Origin of the sequence: Microvenator marinus (assembly GCF_007993755.1) — a bacterium.
GTDB classification, from domain to species: Bacteria; Myxococcota_A; Bradymonadia; order Bradymonadales; family Bradymonadaceae; genus Allomicrovenator; species Allomicrovenator marinus.
Genome location: NZ_CP042467.1, coordinates 93078 through 106347, shown reverse-complemented (window position 1 = coordinate 106347; position 13270 = coordinate 93078). Strand labels below are relative to the sequence as shown.

Below are 13270 nucleotides of genomic sequence, written 5' to 3'. Positions count from 1 at the left end.
CAGATGAGCGCTTAAAAAAGCGCGGACACCGAGCGACCATCATGGATTCGCGTGATGGCGGCCGCAAACATCGACGCCACGCTCAGCACCTCTACTTTGGACCCACGTTTGTCGCGGGCGAGCGGAATGGTATCGGTGACGATGACCTTCTCGATAAAAGCCTGCTCGATTCGCTCGATTGCCTTCCCGCTCAGCACACCGTGAGTAGCCGTCGCGATGACTCGCTCAGCACCGTGGGCTTTGAGGTAGAGTGCTGCCTCGCAGAGTGTGCCTCCGCTCGCGATCTCGTCATCAACCACCAGCGCAGTCTTCCCACTCACATCCCCGATTAGATTGACGGCTTTGGGCTTGTCGTCGTCGCCCTCGCGTCTTTTATCGATGATGGCAAATGGAAGGTTGAGACGGTTCGCGTATTTGCCGATATCCTTGGCCTCGCCGATATCAGCCGCCACCAAGATCCAATCGTCTTGCTTGTCCCGCTCGAGTCTTTCACAAATAGGCCCGACGCCCATCAGATGGTCTACGGGAATCCTGAAGAACCCTTGCGCCTGCGGCGTGTGCATGTCCATTGTGAGCACCCTATCGGCACCAGCCGTCTCCAAGAGGTCGGCTACCAGACGCGCCGTGATGCTGATACGTGGCCTGTCCTTTTTGTCGCTGCGTATGTACGGGATGTAGGGCATTACGGCAGTGATCCTGGCAGCCGAGGCCGAACGAAGCGCATCGATTATCATCAGAAGTTCGAAAAGATGGGTGTGGACTGGAGGCGTCGAGGTTTGCACCACAAAGACATCGCACTCACGTACGTTCTCGTCGATTTGCACCATCATGTTCTCGTTCGAGAATGTCACGGTGTGAGATTTACCTAAGTCGATTCCCAATTTGTCGCATATAGACTGGGCCAACTCAGGGTGGGAACTTCCTGAAAATACTTTGAGAGGGGCGTCCATTTTGGGACTCCGTGCGGGTGAGAGTTACGCGAGTCTAACCACAGAGACCCAATGACATCAAGATTGCGTCCTCTTTCGGGTGGTCATAGTAGTTGGCCCGCTTGCCATCGGTCTGAAATCCGAGCCTCGAATAGAGCCCAATAGCGGCGGCGTTAGAGGAACGCACTTCAAGCAGGACGCGCTCAAAGCCACGCTCTTTGAGTTCTAGTAGGCAACCCTCAAGCAGGTGCCTACCACAGCCCTTTCCACGCTCTACGGAGCGAATAGACACGTTCAAGAGCTCCGCATCCGGGCGGATCAGGTCAAAAACCGCAAAACCGAGCACAGCGCCCGATTCGACCACCCAAAAAAGCCCACGTTCTTCACGGTGTAGCTCGTCTTGAAACATCTTGAGAGACCAAGGATTCGACTGAGACTCAGATTCGATCTCATGCACCGCATCAAGATCGGTTTCAGTCGCCGCTCTCAAAATCATCGCAGCCCTACTTAGCACCGGGATCTTCGATTTGCGTCAACTGCTGGATTCTGTCCCAAAGCTCTTCGCGTCCCTGGCCGTTCTTTGCCGAAAAAATCAAGAGCGAGTCCGCGGCCTCTCCAATTTCTTTCGAGATCTCCTGCCGGCGCTTGAACTGTTGGTTTCGGCTAAACTTATCGGCCTTTGTGAAGACCAAGATCGGCTGAATTCCGAGGTTCGCGCACGCATGAATCAGCTGCATATCGTCTTCATCTACACCGCGCCGGATATCCATGATGACCACCAGGCCGAGCAATTGTGGCCTCGAGCTCAGATAACCGTTGATCATCGCGCCCCAGGTAGCGCGCTCGGACTTTGCGACTTTGGCAAATCCATACCCAGGAAGGTCAACAAGGCTTAGGCAATCATTCACATTGAAGAAATTAATCGTCTGAGTATGGCCAGGCGTGCCGCTCGTCTTGACGAGCTTCTTCCGCTCGACGAGGCAATTGATCATGCTCGACTTGCCGACATTACTCTTCCCAGCCACCGCGATTTCTGGCCAATCAAGCTCAGGCCAATGCGAAGCCTTGGTCCCACTCTTGATAAACTCGGCCTTTAGAATTTTCACGGACTAACCTGCACACTAGAGAGATAAACTTAAACCAAATGGCGTCTGAAAGACCCAACTACCCGCGGCGCTCAAGATCAGCGCAACCAGCACCAAGACGGGACCGAATTTCAGGGCAGCACCGGAAATCTTGGCGTTCGTGCTCGCGATCGCAAGAGCCACGCTCGTCCCAATCAGAACGTTCCCGAGCAAGGTCCACTCGGACGCCGAGTGAATTCCGGGGACACCGAACAAGGTCATATGGAAGAGCACGGAGACAAACCAGGCGCCCCAAAAGAGCACGGCTGCGCGTTGAACCTCGGGGCCTTTGGCGTTCGTCGCTGGACCTCGTCCGCCGAGCACAAAGAATGCGCCAGCAAGAGTTAGGAGAAATAGGTCGGGCATCACGGCTGCTAGGTCCACCACGATCTGGCTTTCGGCGCTGAACTTCGCGCCTACGAGCACACTTTCCGGCAGCTGTCGGTTCAGCAAAATCTGGCGCGCATACTCTTTGTAGGGCTCAGTCGGCCCCGTTCCACCGGCGCGAATCGTGGCCATGACCCAAGCCATGACAACCGCACCCAATGCCCCCAATCCTGCAATCCCGAGGCGGGCCTTCTGACTCTTATGAAATACAGGCGCAACAAGCCCTAGAATTCCGAGGACAAGCAAAACAACCGGGGCCCAATCTGGCAGTGGCCCAGTCGCGAGCAGGCGAATCCCGTCAGGAAGCCGCTCCATCGGAGGAACCTCCCAGTAGACCGGACTGCCGGACGAGCTGAGCGGCAAATGATAGCCGCCCTCTCCGATGGCACCTCGTGCAAAACCGATGACCAGGGCCCCAGCGACACTCGTAGCCCCTAACACCGAGGCAAAGCGCCGCGACATCACGACCGTCCAAGCACCGAGCGAAGCCGCAAGAAGACCTGCGAATGCCAAGACCAAGAAGCCGAGATGAGGCTCTAAAAATGCTCCCTCGGAGAACGCCAACACGGGCAACGCGAGTCCGATACTCAGGATTCCGGAGTCCGCCAGAGAGTCGCCGTCGAGCCGAGCGCTCGTCGCTCCAACCATCAACGCGAGGCTTGAAACACCGACGAGGAGTTTTGGATCGAGCCCTTCTCCAAAAAATGCGGCCGCACACGCTGCTCCAAGCCCCACCCATAGCGCGGCTTGGACGTGTTTCGTGAAGCTCGGGCGCTTTAGGCCGACCACTATCGCAGCCAGACTCAGAATCAACGCCAGGACGACAATCGCGATACTCATACTTCCTCCTCACGGATGAAGAGCAAGAGGAGTAATCCCACAATAAACACGATTGCGGCTGCCGAATAGACCGGTCCACCTTCCGTTTTGGAAACGGCCAGTATCGCCATCGGTGCGGTCTTAAGGCCGAGCAACTTCACCGGCGCGGCTGGCTTCATCGCATCTGCCTCGGCCCGCTGAAACACCCAAAACCGCCCGGACGCCTCAGACCCAAGTTCTACTGCGGGCCCCATGGCCTGAAGGTAGTTCCGCGATATCTGAAGCACGTCGTACTCAGGGCCTTCCAAGGTAAACTTCACCTTCGAACCTTTCGTGCCAACGTCCGAGATCGAATTCTCCTCGGTGCCTTCTAGCGTTGCCTCGAGAAAACGCTCATCCCAGGCTAACCCCAAGAGCGATATCCGGTATCCATTGACGAGCAGCGGCGAGCCAACCTCAAGATCGTAGATGTTCCCGGGTTCGTTGACGCCTGAAATCTGAACGCTACCGCGTCCTGTGGACGCATCGAGTTCGGTGACCTTGAGGCGATACGGAAGCATCACCTTCACTGCTCCCCGTGCGTCCCTCGCGGAGATAGACTCGATGGTTTGACCGACGGGCAATTGCATGATTGCGCTCGGAAGCGAGGACTGACCCCAGAGCCAAACCCCGACGCCGAGCGCCACGCCTGTGCCAACGAGCACTCTACCCAAAGTCTGAAGTCTCTTCGCGCCGTCTTTTGCCCGTTGAATCTCAACACCGAGAAACACCACCCAGGCAAGCCCCAAGAGTGTCGCGGAGCCGCGGAGCACTTCCGGAAAGTGGAACGGTACGCTCCACCAGCCCTGAGTTGGTCTCGAAGGAAGCTCAGTCCACGCTGCGAGAAGCATGACCATTGCCGCCGCAAACACCAGCGCGGCAGCTACCTCTGGCCGATACACCCGTCTCCAAATCTTGGCGACGATGACTTCGGCTTGAGAGCTCAACGTTTTCACGGAATGCCTCCAGACGCGTCGTGTTGGCAACCAATCAAAGGTTGGTGTATTCCAACCCTGACTAGCAGTGACGCAGGAGTGCGGGGATTAGCATGAGCCAAGAAAAAGTGTCAACCACGGGGATGCCCGTCATCGTCGGCCTCACCGGAGGAATCGCGAGCGGTAAGTCGACCGTCTCCGCATATTTCGCCAAATTGGGCGTCACCATTATCGATGCGGACCTCATCGCTCGCGAAGTCGTCGAACCGGGTACCGAAGGCTTCGAGGCCATCAAAGAAACATTTGGCGCGCAGGTACTAGCCGAGGACGGGAGTCTCGACCGCAAGGCGCTCGGCGCGGTCATTTTCAACGATGTGGAAAAACGCAGCCAGCTCAACGCCATCGTGCATCCCGCCGTGGCCACTCGAATGCTGGAGCTCGCCCAAGCCGCTGGCAACAAGGGCTCGCGTTGGGTCATATACGACGCGGCGCTTCTCGTGGAAAATGGTGCCCAACACTGGCTACCTGAAATCATCGTCGTCAGCGCCAGCACTGCCTCCCAGCTCCAACGGATTATGCAACGAGACGAGCTGAGTGCCGACGAGGCTTCCGCTCGCATAAATTCTCAGCTTCCGCTTCAAGACAAAGTCAAGGTAGCTACCCACGTCATCGACAATGATGGTACGCTGGAGCACACTTGGGACCAAACCAAACGGATTTTTGAGGAACTCACCGACCGTTACGGAACACCATGACAAAACGCGACATTCTCATCACTGGCTATCCCTCGTTCCTCGCGCGGCGACTTCTCGACACGATCCTTGAGAGGGAGAAGGACATCACGATTCGGCTCCTTGCCCGTCGCGACCATGTGGACGATGCGGCGCGCAGAATCGAGGAACTCGAGCGACCTGACGTGGACATCCAGCTTCTGTCTGGAGACGTCGTATCCATGGACCTTGGTCTCTCAGGTGCAGAATATCTAGATATCGTGGAGCACGTCACGGATATCTACCATATCGCGAGTATCTGGTACCTCGGCGTGGACAAGCAAACCATTCACGAGGTCAACGTAGACGGCGCCCGAAACGTCATCGACGCCGCGATGGAGATGAAGAACCTGCGTCGCCTCAATCATTTCTCCACGGCCTTTGTGGCAGGAGACAGAACGGGCGTCATCATGGAGGACGAACTCGACGAGGGGCAGACCTTCCGAAACGCGTATGAAAGCACCAAGTTCGAAGCCGAAAAACTCATGCGCAACGCCATGAGACATATTCCGATTTCCGTATTCAGACCTTCGATCATCGTCGGGGACTCCAGGAACGGCGAAATCGAGAAAATGGCCGGTCCGTACTACATCATGAATGCCATCGTTTTGATGCCGCCTAATATGCCCATCCTCATGCCGGGCAAAGGCGACAAGCCCCTCAACATGGTTCCGGTCGACTACGTGTGTAACGCGATGCACTCCATCAGCATGGCTGACGACACGGCCTCGAAGACCTTTCATATTGCCGATCCGAACCCACTTTCAGCACGAAAAGTCTTCGATATCGTGGCGCATTCGGTAGGCCGCGCAGCGCCTGTGGGCCGATTCCCATACAAAATCGCCAAGATGGTCATGAAGTTCCCCTATCTGGAAAAAATGACCCGAAGCCCTCGCCAATTCATGGACGATTTCAACCAGCTCACGATCTACAACGCCATCAACACGTCGAAGGCGCTCAAGGGGCTTGATACGTGCCCGCCGTTCACCTCGTACGTGGACCACTTGGTCCAATTCATCAAGACGAGCGATAACCCCTTGGATATCGAGATGCCTGACGCAGACGAGCTTTTGGGCTAGATGCCCATCGCTGAGCGAAGCCGCTGAATATGAAGTGAGAGGTCGGCAAGTCCTTCGTGCCAACCGATATCTTCGGCCACGTCTCGGGCTTGTTTGAAGTACTTCTTAGCACCCTCAAAATCTGAGACTTCCATCAAAGCAATCCCCAGATTGATTTGGATTCGTGCCTGCGAGAGCAAGTCCCCGCTTCCACGTGCGAATTGCAACGCGTTCGCAAAGTACTCACGGGCGCCGGACGTATCTCTCATGGACAAGCAAAGGGCACCGAGATTACTCAGCACGCGAATCAACCCTCGCTGGTCTTGGATCTCTTGCGCGCGGCGCAAGGCCTGGTTCAAGAAGTGCTGCGCACGGTTGAAGTCCCTTTGACGAATGAAGAGTGTTCCGAGCTGATTGTACGCGGTCCAGTAGAGCTTTCGGTCTTCCGGATCCGCCATATTGATCTGGATGCCCTCCACCTTACGGGAAACCTCCATCATGGTGTTTGCCGCGTTCGTGAGCTGATTTTGCTTCTCGAAAATCTGGCCTATCGCAAGCAGGGCCTGAATCTCGAGTTTCAGGTCTTGGCGCTGAAGGGCGATGTCGCGAACGCGGTCCAGAGCCTGATAGGCCTTGTCCACGTCTCCGGCTTCCATTCCCACCCTTCCCTGCTCCAGTAGAAGCGGGGCCACAAAATCTTCGCCGACCGAATCCAAATTCGGTAAGGAGCCAATCAGATCGTAAGCGGCGTCGAGGCGCCCAGATTCACGCAACGCTACCAAAAGGCGCGCGATGAGCGCCAGATACGTCGGATTATCTTTTGGGAATCCGTGCTGCGTCAGAAGTCCCTTTCCTTCTTCGTATTGCAGGATTGCTCCAGCGTAATCGTAGAGGTCGAGAAGCACATCACCGGCGCGCATCAAGTAGTGCGCGGCACCTTCCCAACCTTCAACATTTCGGTAGTGGAAGGCCAACATCAACGGCCATTCGAGTGGGTCGATGGCCGCCATATCGCCAGCCTGCTCCAAGAACTCGATGACCCCACGATGAAATTGCGCTCGGGATTCGCGAGGAAGCCTATCGTAGACAATCTGCCGAAGCGCTCGAGGATTAAAGGCCAGAGTGACATTCCCCATCGGATCGAGCGCTGCATCTAGGAGACGCTTCTTCACCAACTCGGCTACGGCAAACTGGGGCCCGAGGTGTGCGGGCGCAATCTGGTAGAGAAACTGCTCTCGGAACGACTCACCAAGCACCGAAGCAATCGCCAGCACGTCTCGAACCGAATCTCCAACCTCGTCGATTCTCGAGGCGAGTATCTCTTGTAGAGATTGCGGGATAGCTTTTTCCAGCGCGGACGCTGTGAGCATCCGCGTTTGGTCATCGCGCGTAATCGTGCGAACCATCTCGGTGAGGAACATCGGGTTGCCGCCGGAGCGGCTCGTCAAATGGGCCACCACGTCGGCAGGTGGCGTATACCCCAAAGACATGGAGATAAACTGCCGCGCTTCGTTTTCACTGAACGAGCCAATCGGCAAGACTTCGAACAATGCCGGCAGACCGTGGTCGCGCTCGGTTGATTGATGACGCATGGTTGCGATCACCAAGACCGAGTGCTTCTGCACCGTTTGAAGTAAACTCTCCATCACGTCGATCTCGGCCGCATCACGCTTGTCCAAGTCATCGACGGCCAGAAGAACTGGCCCCTTCTTCATCGCGAAACGCACCATGCGTTGAAGCAGCGCAGTCGTAAAAAACGCGTAGGCTTTGGCGTCTTGCCACGGAAGTTGTCCCGCCAATCTTGCATCGGCCCCGTTGGCGCTCAGATAGAGGGCGACCACGGCATCAATGCCTTGCTCAAGGCCAATACTCTCACACGCCCGCCGAATCAGCGTCGCCGGCTCTTTGTAGGTCAGCGCAATCTGTCGAATCCAGGAACGCACCACCGACAAACTTTGCCGGTTTTGTGAGTCGCGGTGACGCACCAGAAAAGTCTCCCAGCCCGCGTCCTTCATGTCGTTTGCGAAGTGCTTGAGGGTGGTCGACTTTCCTGTTCCGACATCGCCCAACATCACGATGCCGCCGCCTCGCTCCCTCTTCGCGTCGGCCGCGCGCCTGGACAACTCATCAAAAATCGAGGGCCTTGGTACGTAGACGTCGGAAACTTCGATATCCGCCGCGTCCGCGCCACCAGCTTTGAGCTGGACTACTTCAGCAGCCGGCTCACCGGCCACGTTCTTGCGGCCCTGATACTCAACCTGCTCTTTGGTCAGATCCACGAGCTCTTCGTCGACAATCACCTGGGCATTCTGCGTGCCACGAGCAATCTCGATTGCGCGGTCAATAGCCCCGCCAAACGCGCTCCCGCCTTTGCGGCTGGACAAGAATATCTCGCCGTAGCTCAGGCCGATTCCGATGTGGTCAGCTCCACTTTCGAGCGACTGAAAGCGTGCGCGCAGCGCAAGGGCGCATTCCACGGCGCGCACGTTGTCACCCACACGGGCTTTCGTGGCACCAAAGAGCACGGTGTAAGTGCCACCGAGGAAGCTATCAATTTCACCGTCGTGTTGCTGAATCACTTCTCGGATGACTTTGACTTCCTCTTGGGAACGCCGCGCGATCTCTTCAGGGTCAATGCCTTTGCCGCGTCGGGCACGTTGCTGAATGGCGAGCACCGCAACCTTTCTTCTCTCGCCTGCGAGCGAAGATTCCAGCTCTTGGATCGAGAACGTTTGGTCGAGCACCGAAGTCCCCGCCGCAATACCCGTCCCGAGCTTTTGCGAGTCCATCAGCCCGAAGCCGCCCGAGCGCGAAGAAAGCGGATTTATCCCGGTACGACTCGTGTCCTGCAGCCCTGAATTGGTCTGCAAATTACCTGAGGCATCACGTTGGAATGCGCTCCCAAACCCTTGACTCGGAAGACTTCCGGAGTGCACGTCCGAGCTCTCATTCGGCCCGGGAGGCATGGTCATATCTGGGTCAATGCCGGCCTCCAGGCGCGCGGCTAGCTTCTTGAGCGCATCTCGCATTTCCTTGGCCGACTGGTAGCGCTTGTCGATCTGGCGTTCCATCGCCTTCATTACAATCGCCTCGAGTTCGGGCGGAATGCGATAATTCAGCGACGGGTCTACAATTTCGGTCGGCGATTTGATGGGCATCTGCATCACGCGCCCAATAATGCTCACCGCGTCTTTGTCGTGGAACACGCGCTTGCGTGTCAACATCTCGTACATGATGACCCCGAGCGACCAAATATCGGCGCGACCATCGAGGTCTTTGCGCATGATCTGTTCGGGGCTCATATAATCAAAGGTACCGACGATATTTCCGGCCTGCGTGTAGGGACCAACCTCCATGGCAGGGCCTTTCACTTTGGCGATACCGAAGTCGAGCACTTTTACGAAATCCGACTCGCCCGCCACCTCCTCGAGCATGACGTTTGCAGGTTTGAGGTCGCAGTGAACGATTCCCGTTGAGTGTGCCTGCTCAAGAGCACTCAGAATCTGCATACAGATCTTGCAGATACGCACGGGATCGAGCGGGTACTCCTTGCGGATGAGCCTCTTCAGAGTTCGCCCCGGCAAGTACTCCATGATCAGATAGAGCGTGCCGTCCGGCTCTTTACCGAAGTCCAAAATCCCGATGATATTCGGGTGGCGAAGCATGTTAATCGCCTGAACTTCGCGCATGAAGTAGTGCTCGCCCTCGGGGTTATTCTCCGTGGGCTTGAGCAACTTGATGGCCACTTCACGCTGAAGTGGTTGCTGGAGCGCAAGGTAGACGTTTCCCATGCCGCCCTCGCCCACCTTTTTGACGATGCGGAACTTGCCCATCAAGGTGACCCCAATCATGGGATCTTCAGGTTCTACCTTGGCGCTTCGAGGTCCACGCGTTCCGGGCGCTCCGCCGTGGGTTGACTGCGGCCCGGAGAGCACGTTGGAAGAATTGGGGCCGTCGTCCAGAGGTTCAACGGCGATTTCAGGGAGGTCGTTTTTGTCGTTGGCCATTTCAGTTCGCGCTCTCTTCCTCGTATCCCATAAGTTCAGCGATCAAGGACTCACGTTCCCGTCTCTCCTCGCTGATCAAGTCTTCGATGGTCTGGTCCAAAGCAGTTTCATTAGATTCTAACCACCCCATGGCCGTCCCCAATTCCGCAAAGGATTCAACGAACATCACTTCCCACTTTTCGTTCTCTTGGTCGTAGGTGAGAAGCACTTTTTGGCCGCCGCGCGTCAACACAGCAGCCGACTTTTGGTCCTCGGACATCGTGACTTGTTCAACCTGCATCCCGACCTGAATTGCTTCTTCCTTGGGAACTTCTGCTGGCTTGAAAATTTTGAGAAAAAGGCCACGGCCGTCTTTGATTTCATCGGTCAAGATCGACCCTGCCTGCTTGCGCGCGAGGGTGTGGTCGGTCGGTGGCAAGTACCGCCCAATCTTCTCGTCCATCTGGTGCAGTCTCTCCAACTGCTGGTCGAAATACTCATGAGATGACGGCGCCATGAGGTCCCACATCGCCTCAGACTGGCCATCCATCATGTGTTGCCAGAAAAGATTAAACGCCCCCTCTGGGTCTGACGGGTCGAGCTTCTTCCCACACCCCGTGAGAAGAAAACACAAGAGGAGAGCTATTCCAATGATCCTGGTTCGCATGGTTTTGGCCATTTCAACGGGTGTTTCGTGCTTGAGAGTCTAGACCCTCAAAGCCCACGTGTAAAGCCACTCATCCTCCCTCATCTTCCTTCACATATCCACCGGCCGTTGAGAGTTCTGGCGGGATTTGAGGCAGGCCTAACTCAGCAATTTTCCGCTCGAAAAAACGGCGCCAGTAGAAGCTCGCGTCCCATTTGGACCAGAGGAGCGAGGGCACCTCTTGACCCGAAAGTCGCATCAAGGCCTTTTGAGCGTTGTGGCTGACGGGGTCGGAGCCTGAGATAGCGCGGCAGAGCTCCCAGACAGACTCGAAGCCGATCTTTTGGACCGAAAAACCAGCCGCCTGAAAACCGCTCGCGAGCCATTCGTCCCGTGTTTGGCTTTTGGCCTCTTCGTACCAGGCTACCCATTCTTGAGCCGACTCAAATTGCTGATTCGTCAAGAACGCTAGTGCTCGCGCAAAATGCGCCACACCCTCGGCCTCCTGCACGCTCATCACTCGAATCAATCCCGCCACATAGTCCTGGTCCTCAGAAGTAGCCACGGCGCCCGCTACGACCCACTCTTCGCGAATCTCCCCATACGGCGTTTGGTGAGCCTCTCCCGACTCCAAAAGTGAGATCAAAGTGGGCTTTGCAGCCCCGACTCCACTCAGTCCCGAGATGAGTTCTAAGCGCACACGCCAATTCTCTTCACGTTCGAGCTGAGCGATGAGAGGCTGGTGTCCTCCTTCAAGGTGTGTCCAGGCTCGCGCTGTGGCCACCCTCACTGCAGAATCTGAATCGTCGAGCAGCTTTCCAAGATACGAGACAGCCCTTTGTTCCTGAAGCAACACCAATCTCTGGACCGCGTGGGCTCGGATGCTCGGATCGGTATCGCTCAGATGAACTCTAAGATCCTTGAGCAGCTTCGCTCTTCGAGCCCGGTTTTCCGCGAGGTTCGGCTGCCAACGTCCGGTTTCCTCGCACCCGCTCTCGATGTCGACGACCGAGCAAAACACCCGGATATGAAAGTGGTCATTGTGCGGTAGCGCACCTCCCGGCTGAACTAAGACCCTCGCCGCGTCAGAGATGATGGCCGGAGGAGCCTTGATGGCTGCCGCATGGTTCAATAGCAGGCGCCTCAGACCATTCGACACAAATATCATCTGAATCTGGCCTTCGTGATGGGTCAGAAGACCCTCGATCACGGTCCAGTTGCGCGCGACATCGAATCGATAGACACCACCGGTCGAGGCATCCACCCATTGGCCATTTTCGTCAAACTCCACGAAGGATTTTGGGACCCAGACATTCCCACTCGGTGCGAGCATATGAAACGCGAGGTCGGCGTCACGGCCGGAGTTATGTGACACCGAGTACGGGATATCTCCACCGCCAGGAGCGCCAAAATTCCCCATCAATAGCGGCGATTGATGCCTGTCCCAGACGTACTCTGCCGTCTTTTCCATCAATTGCTTCAGGAATGTCGACGTGTAGTGGAGCCCGCGCTCCTGATGAACCTCGAGAAAGAGCATCTTCTCGTTAGGAATCACCCTTTCGGAATTCGCAAGCCATCCTTCGGTGACGGTTCCGACGGACCTTGAGATGTCTGGCGCCTCATCGGGCAGGAGCCCAATCTGCGGCGCATCGGCGCCGATGTATGGCATTTCAAAAAAAGTTTCTGGAGGTGGCGCTGGGAGCGGAGCTGGAGGCAATGGCTCTCGCTTCGGCGCGACAGGCGCTTGTACGTTCTCAGGTACATCCGGCGAGCGGGTGGTGGTCACTGCGGTGGCACATGCCGCCCCAAAAACCGTCAACGCTATCCAATACCTGAGTTTCAACTACTTATCCTCGGAATCTTCCTTCTTTTCGCCTGGCTCTTCTTTTGCTTCCTCGGCAACAGGCTCGTCTTTCTTGGCTCCAGGCGCGGGCAGCTTAAGCCCGGCCACTGGCGAAAAACCTCCGGCCAGCGTGGTGGCCGCTTGGACTGTTCCTGGCAAGCTCGGTGGCTCTTCAGACTGAGACTCAGCCGGAGTTTCAGGCTCGACGTCGTCAGTCGCTTCTTCTGCGACCTCAGGAACAACGGTGTCCGCCGAATCAGGGCCGGTACCATCGTCGCCGTAGGTCGGGTCGTAATCAGGGTACTCGTCTTCGTACTCATCGGCGAGCGCCTCGTAATTTGCAGGAGCAGCGCAGATGGCGTCGACTTGTATCAACGCATCTTGAGGAAGTCGTGTGACCTCCACTACTGAACGCGCCGGCGCGCCGTGGTCGAAGTAAAGGTTATAGACATCGTTGACGATTTCAAAATCGTTCAAGTTTCTGAGATAAATCGTCACGCTGAGCACGTGGCTCAGGTCCAAGCCTGCTCCCATCAAGATGCCCTGGATATTGTCCATCACTTGCCGGGATTGCGACTCGATTCCACCTTGATTGAGCTTGCCGGTATGAGGATCCAACGCAATCTGGCCCGAAACGAAAAGCAACGCACCGTAGCCCACCGCCTGGGAAAACGGGCCCATCGCCCTCGGTGCTCTCGCTGTATCGACAATGAACTTCTTGTGCATCTCAAAAT

The 13270-nt window shown here is 56.5% G+C and carries 11 protein-coding genes; 2 read left to right on the top strand and 9 right to left on the bottom strand.

The window, feature by feature from the left end; genetic code table 11:
- Positions 1-11 precede the first annotated feature (11 nt).
- The 5 genes from FRD01_RS00420 to FRD01_RS00400 are packed head-to-tail and all read right to left on the bottom strand — an operon-like array spanning position 12 to position 4254.
- A complete protein-coding gene (locus FRD01_RS00420) occupies positions 12-950 on the bottom strand; it encodes a ribose-phosphate diphosphokinase (RefSeq protein WP_146956596.1) in 939 nt (312 codons plus the stop codon).
- Positions 951-984: 34 nt separating this feature from the next.
- Positions 985-1425: a ribosomal protein S18-alanine N-acetyltransferase gene (gene rimI, locus FRD01_RS00415; protein ID WP_146956594.1), complete on the bottom strand. Its 441-nt coding sequence runs from the start codon at positions 1423-1425 to the stop codon at positions 985-987.
- A 7-nt stretch (positions 1426-1432) separates the two neighbouring features.
- Positions 1433-2035, bottom strand: a complete 603-nt coding sequence (gene yihA / locus FRD01_RS00410; protein ID WP_146956593.1) for a ribosome biogenesis GTP-binding protein YihA/YsxC — start codon at positions 2033-2035, stop codon at positions 1433-1435.
- Positions 2036-2050: 15 nt separating this feature from the next.
- Positions 2051-3280 carry a hypothetical protein gene (locus FRD01_RS00405; protein ID WP_146956591.1) on the bottom strand — a complete coding sequence of 410 codons (1230 nt, stop codon included), beginning with the start codon at positions 3278-3280 and terminating at the stop codon, positions 2051-2053.
- Positions 3277-4254, bottom strand: coding sequence for a hypothetical protein (locus FRD01_RS00400; RefSeq protein ID WP_146956589.1), 978 nt, complete (start codon positions 4252-4254; stop codon positions 3277-3279). Before FRD01_RS00400 ends, FRD01_RS00405 begins: the two co-directional genes overlap by 4 nt.
- 92 nt (positions 4255-4346) lie before the next feature.
- On the opposite strand from FRD01_RS00400, the gene coaE reads away from it, so the two are divergent.
- Both coaE and FRD01_RS00390 read left to right on the top strand, forming a co-directional pair.
- Positions 4347-4988: a dephospho-CoA kinase gene (coaE, locus tag FRD01_RS00395; RefSeq protein ID WP_249755881.1), complete on the top strand. Its 642-nt coding sequence runs from the start codon at positions 4347-4349 to the stop codon at positions 4986-4988.
- Positions 4985-6082 carry an SDR family oxidoreductase gene (locus FRD01_RS00390; RefSeq protein WP_146956587.1) on the top strand — a complete coding sequence of 366 codons (1098 nt, stop codon included), beginning with the start codon at positions 4985-4987 and terminating at the stop codon, positions 6080-6082. The genes coaE and FRD01_RS00390 overlap by 4 nt, the downstream gene beginning before the upstream one ends.
- On the opposite strand, the gene FRD01_RS00385 is transcribed toward FRD01_RS00390, so the two are convergent.
- From FRD01_RS00385 to FRD01_RS00370, 4 genes are all read right to left on the bottom strand, one after another.
- A complete protein-coding gene (locus tag FRD01_RS00385; RefSeq protein WP_146956585.1) occupies positions 6079-10068 on the bottom strand; it encodes a serine/threonine-protein kinase in 3990 nt (1329 codons plus the stop codon). The two genes, FRD01_RS00390 and FRD01_RS00385, sit on opposite strands and share 4 nt — an antisense overlap.
- A gap of 1 nt (position 10069) precedes the next feature.
- Positions 10070-10714: a hypothetical protein gene (locus FRD01_RS00380; RefSeq protein ID WP_146956584.1), complete on the bottom strand. Its 645-nt coding sequence runs from the start codon at positions 10712-10714 to the stop codon at positions 10070-10072.
- 70 nt (positions 10715-10784) lie between these two features.
- A complete protein-coding gene (locus FRD01_RS00375; RefSeq protein WP_146956582.1) occupies positions 10785-12536 on the bottom strand; it encodes a HEAT repeat domain-containing protein in 1752 nt (583 codons plus the stop codon).
- Positions 12537-13262: a Rid family detoxifying hydrolase gene (locus tag FRD01_RS00370; RefSeq protein WP_146956581.1), complete on the bottom strand. Its 726-nt coding sequence runs from the start codon at positions 13260-13262 to the stop codon at positions 12537-12539. It lies immediately after the preceding gene.
- Positions 13263-13270 lie beyond the last annotated feature (8 nt).

Bases quoted from the DNA above. Each gene is read 5' to 3' on its own strand.
- rimI (WP_146956594.1), bottom strand. From the start codon at position 1,425: ATGATTTTGAGAGCGGCGACTGAAACCGATCTTGATGCGGTGCATGAG.
- FRD01_RS00380 (WP_146956584.1), bottom strand. From the start codon at position 10,714: ATGCGAACCAGGATCATTGGAATAGCTCTCCTCTTGTGTTTTCTTCTC.
- FRD01_RS00370 (WP_146956581.1), bottom strand. From the start codon at position 13,262: ATGCACAAGAAGTTCATTGTCGATACAGCGAGAGCACCGAGGGCGATG.
- FRD01_RS00390 (WP_146956587.1), top strand. From the start codon at position 4,985: ATGACAAAACGCGACATTCTCATCACTGGCTATCCCTCGTTCCTCGCG.
- FRD01_RS00420 (WP_146956596.1), bottom strand. From the start codon at position 950: ATGGACGCCCCTCTCAAAGTATTTTCAGGAAGTTCCCACCCTGAGTTG.
- FRD01_RS00405 (WP_146956591.1), bottom strand. From the start codon at position 3,280: ATGAGTATCGCGATTGTCGTCCTGGCGTTGATTCTGAGTCTGGCTGCG.
- coaE (WP_249755881.1), top strand. From the start codon at position 4,347: ATGAGCCAAGAAAAAGTGTCAACCACGGGGATGCCCGTCATCGTCGGC.
- FRD01_RS00385 (WP_146956585.1), bottom strand. From the start codon at position 10,068: ATGGCCAACGACAAAAACGACCTCCCTGAAATCGCCGTTGAACCTCTG.